The 3,656-nt window shown below is 69.5% G+C and carries 3 protein-coding genes and 1 pseudogene; 2 read left to right on the top strand and 2 right to left on the bottom strand.

The window, feature by feature from the left end; all coding sequences use genetic code 11:
• The coding region (locus tag VGS97_RS05645; RefSeq protein WP_326852141.1) for a sensor domain-containing diguanylate cyclase at window positions 1-1,608 on the top strand (1,608 nt) is incomplete at its 5' end.
• An 81-nt stretch (window positions 1,609-1,689) separates the two neighbouring features.
• Here the strand turns inward: VGS97_RS05645 and VGS97_RS05640 are convergent.
• Complete coding sequence (locus VGS97_RS05640) at window positions 1,690-2,199, bottom strand: MarR family winged helix-turn-helix transcriptional regulator (RefSeq protein WP_326852140.1); 510 nt, start codon at window positions 2,197-2,199, stop codon at window positions 1,690-1,692.
• Window positions 2,200-2,444: 245 nt separating this feature from the next.
• Here VGS97_RS05640 and VGS97_RS05635 point away from each other — a divergent pair, with 245 nt between their 5' ends.
• Window positions 2,445-3,341: a methyltransferase domain-containing protein gene (locus VGS97_RS05635; RefSeq protein ID WP_326852139.1), complete on the top strand. Its 897-nt coding sequence runs from the start codon at window positions 2,445-2,447 to the stop codon at window positions 3,339-3,341.
• A 29-nt stretch (window positions 3,342-3,370) separates the two neighbouring features.
• Here the strand turns inward: VGS97_RS05635 and VGS97_RS05630 are convergent.
• A pseudogene (locus VGS97_RS05630) lies at window positions 3,371-3,656 on the bottom strand (TetR/AcrR family transcriptional regulator); the annotation flags it as partial.

The following is a 3,656-nucleotide window of genomic DNA, read 5'->3' as shown; positions in this document are numbered from 1 at the left end:
ATCGCCGCCCGTGAGGCCCAGCGCGACCTGCGCGCCGCGGTCGCCTCGATCTCCATGTGGGAGCGGCAGACCGGACGGCTGCGGGTGCTGGCCAATCACGGCAAGCTCGCCGCCGGCGAGTCGGCCTTCCCGAAGGAGGAGTCCTACCCGGTCTCCGACTTCCCCGAGATCCTGCTGAGCGAGGACGACCTCGGGCCGTGGATCCAGGTCGCCGACGACGAGTACGGCGACCCCAAACGGGTCTCCATGCTGCGCCGCCGCGGCCGGCACTCCGCGCTGATCGCCCCGATCGTGTACAACGGCCGCGCGTGGGGCGAGCTGTTCGCGGCGCGCACCTCCGACCAGCCGGTCTACGACCGCGAGGACGTGGACTTCGCCGCCGCGCTCACCGCGCAGATAGCCGCCGGACTGGCCAAGGCGGACCACGTCCGCCAGATCGAGCGGCTCGCGTACACCGACCAGCTCACCGGCCTGGCCAACCGCCGCTCCTTCGACGCGCGCCTCGACGCGGCGATCGACCGGCACGCCAGCGACGGGACAGTGGTCTCGCTCATTGTCTGTGACGTCAACGGCCTGAAGCGGATGAACGACGGTCACGGCCACGATCACGGCGACGCGCTGCTCGTGCAGTTGGCCGGCGTCATGTCGGCCGCAGCCGCACTGCTGCCCGGCTCACTGGCCGCGCGGCTAGGCGGCGACGAGTTCTGCGTCCTGATCGAGGGATACGGCGCCGACGACGCGGTACGCGTTGCTGAGGAGCTGTGCAACCTGGCGCTGACCGTGCGCGGCGGTGAGGGCGTCGCATGCGGCGTCGCGTCCACCGGCGACCGGATAGGCGACGTCATCACGCGTGACCGGCTCTTCCGTCTGGCCGACGCGGCGCAGTACCGCGCCAAGCGGTCGCGTTCCCTGCACCCGGTCGTCGCCGGTCGCGGACAGCCGCCGGACGCCGCGATCTTCACGATGCCGACCGCCCGCACCGCGCCGCCGATCCCCGGTGGTCTCGTGCCGGATCGCCGCGCGTATCGAGGTCGCAGCGGATTGGCTATCGAGTCCCTGCTCACCGAAGCGTTCTCCGCCCTCGACGAGGAGGCGCACCGCACCACGTCCGCCGTCCCGACGGTGGACCGCGTCGAGGTGATCGCGGATGTCGTCGCGCGTGGCCTTGACGCAGCGTCTTGGTACATCTACCGCAAGCCGGGTAAATCGGAGCCGCTCGGCGTCGTGCGGTATTCGGTGTACCGGACGCCCGCGGAGCCGGGTTCAGTCGATGACGGCTTACTCGCGCTGACGCAGCAGCCGGTCGGGCCGGAGCACTTCACGGGCATCGAGGACGTGCTGCTCGGCGGTGGCGAGTTCATCGAACTGAGTGACAGCGGATCCGGCGGGGGACCCGACGGCGTGCCGGGCAACGGCCACTCGGAGACTCTGCCGCCGGGAGCGGCCAAGCTCGCGGCTGCTGGATACACCGGAGCGCTCACCATCGGATCCGGCGCCCCGGACCGCTCACAGTGGATGGTCGCCGTGCTGCTGGACTCGATCTCCAAGCAACCGAGCCCTGCTGTGCCACTGCTGCGTGCCCTACTCGCCGCCGCCTTGCTGCGCTAGCGCGTAGATCGCATCCAGCGCACGGTTGGTGCCACGTGGTTGTGTCGCGTGCTGCGCTGGGTTGCTTAATGCGGTGGTTGCTTAATGCTCCGCGATATCGAACGGGAGCGTCAGGGTACGCAGCAGGTCGGCCAACGTCGTGAGCCGATCCGCCGGGAGCGCCGCGAGCAGTTCGCGCTCGTTCTTCAGCAGTCCGGCCAGCGCGGCGTCTGCCAACTCGCGGCCGGCCGTCGTCAGCCGCACCAGCACGCCGCGCCGGTCCGCCGGATCCGGGCCGCGCACGACGAGTTCCTTGGCCGCGAGCCGATCGATCCGGTTGGTCATGGTGCCGGAGGTGACCAAGGTCTGCGTGAGCAACTGGCCCGGAGAGAGCTGGTACGGCTCGCCGGTCCGGCGCAGTGCGGACAGCACGTCGAACTCCCAGGGTTCGAGTCCGTGCTCGGCGAAGGCCGTACGCCGCGCCCGGTCGAGGTGCCGGGCCAGCCGGGTGACCCGGCTGAGCACTTCGAGCGGCTGGACGTCCAGGTCGGGACGCTCCCGGCGCCACGCGGCGACCAGGCGGTCGACCTCGTCCCGCGCAGCTTCAGTCATCCTCGGTCTCCGCCTTCCCCTCTGCCCGGCCCCATTGCTTCTGGGCCGCGCTGTGTCCAAGACACATCGTTAAGACACACCGTGCCCAAGACGCACCGTGTCCAGGTCACCGCGTGTCCGGCCCTCGGCCTGCTGAGCCCACCGTGATCAGTCTATCAAGACACTTGACGCCAAGCATCTTGATGTCAAGATAATCTGCTGCGAGGATCTCCCGGTATCTTGATATCGAGATAATTGGAGGCGCCATGCAGACCCAGTCCACCACCTGGGATCCGGAGCGCTATCTGCGGTTCGCGCAGCAGCGTGCCCGCCCCTTCGCGGACCTGCTTGCCCGCATCCCCGCCGAGCGCCCGGTGCGCGTCGTCGATCTCGGCTGCGGCCCCGGCAACGCCACCGCGCTGCTCGCCGAGCGGTGGCCGGAGGCCGACGTGCTCGGGCTGGACAGTTCGGCCGAGATGATCGCGGCGGCGCAGGCCAAGCAGATCGCGGGACGGCTCCGGTTCGAGCGCGCGGACCTGCGCGACTGGCGCGCTGCGCCGCCGGTGGACGTGCTGATCACGAACGCCACGCTGCAATGGGTTCCAGGACATCTGGACTTGCTGCCGACCCTGCTCGGCCACGTCGCTCCCGGCGGCTGGTTCGCCATGGGCGTCCCCGGGAACTTCGGCGCGCCCTCGCACACGCTGCTGGGCGACTTGCAGCGGGACAGCCGCTGGTCGGACCGGTTCACCGGGGCGCACTTCCGGCCGTCCTCGCACGAGCCCGCCGACTATCTGCGTGCGCTGACCGCGGCCGGCGGTGAGGCGGAGGCATGGGAGACGACGTACTACTACGTGCTGCCCGGCGTGAACGGCGTCCTCGACTTCGTCTCCTCGACCGCGCTGCGCCCCGTCCTCACCGAACTCGGCGGACCAGGCACCCTCTTCGAACTCGACCGACGCGTACCGGCAGACGAGCCTACAGCTGCCCACAAGGCCACGGCCGAGTTCGAAGAATCATCAGATACCGACGCCGCACGCGACTTCGTGAACGCATACGCGGACGCGTTGCGCGTCGCGTATCCACCTGAACTGTTCGACGGACGTACCGTCCAAGTGCTGCCCTATCGCCGAGTGTTCGCTGTCGCGCGTATCCCTGCGTAGTGCCCGTCCTGGGTCAGCGCTGCGGCGCCTCAGCGCGTCTCGCCGCGCTTACGTGTCAACAGGCGCGGATTGTGTTCCAGCCCGGACAGCCCGTTCCACGACAGGTTCACCAGGTGCGCCACCACCTCGTCCTTGGTCGGGTGGCGTTCGTCCAACCACCACTGGCCGGTGAGGGCCACCATCCCGACCAGCATCTGCGAGTACATCGCGCCGAACGCGGGGTCGTAGCCGCGGCTGGAGAACTCCACACCCAGGATGTGCTCCACCCGGGTGGCGATATCGCTGATCAGCGATGCGAAGTTGCCGGTCGAGGCG

The organism is Actinocrinis sp., assembly GCF_035946395.1.
In the GTDB taxonomy this organism is placed as follows: Bacteria; Actinomycetota; Actinomycetes; order Streptomycetales; family Catenulisporaceae; genus Actinocrinis.
The sequence above is the reverse complement of the archived record's forward strand: the minus strand, read 5'-3'. Positions and strand labels throughout refer to the sequence as shown.

What these genes read in the sequence shown, in the direction of transcription:
- VGS97_RS05640 (WP_326852140.1), bottom strand. Translation starts at nt 2,199, where the DNA reads ATGACTGAAGCTGCGCGGGACGAGGTCGACCGCCTGGTCGCCGCGTGG.
- VGS97_RS05635 (WP_326852139.1), top strand. Translation starts at nt 2,445, where the DNA reads ATGCAGACCCAGTCCACCACCTGGGATCCGGAGCGCTATCTGCGGTTC.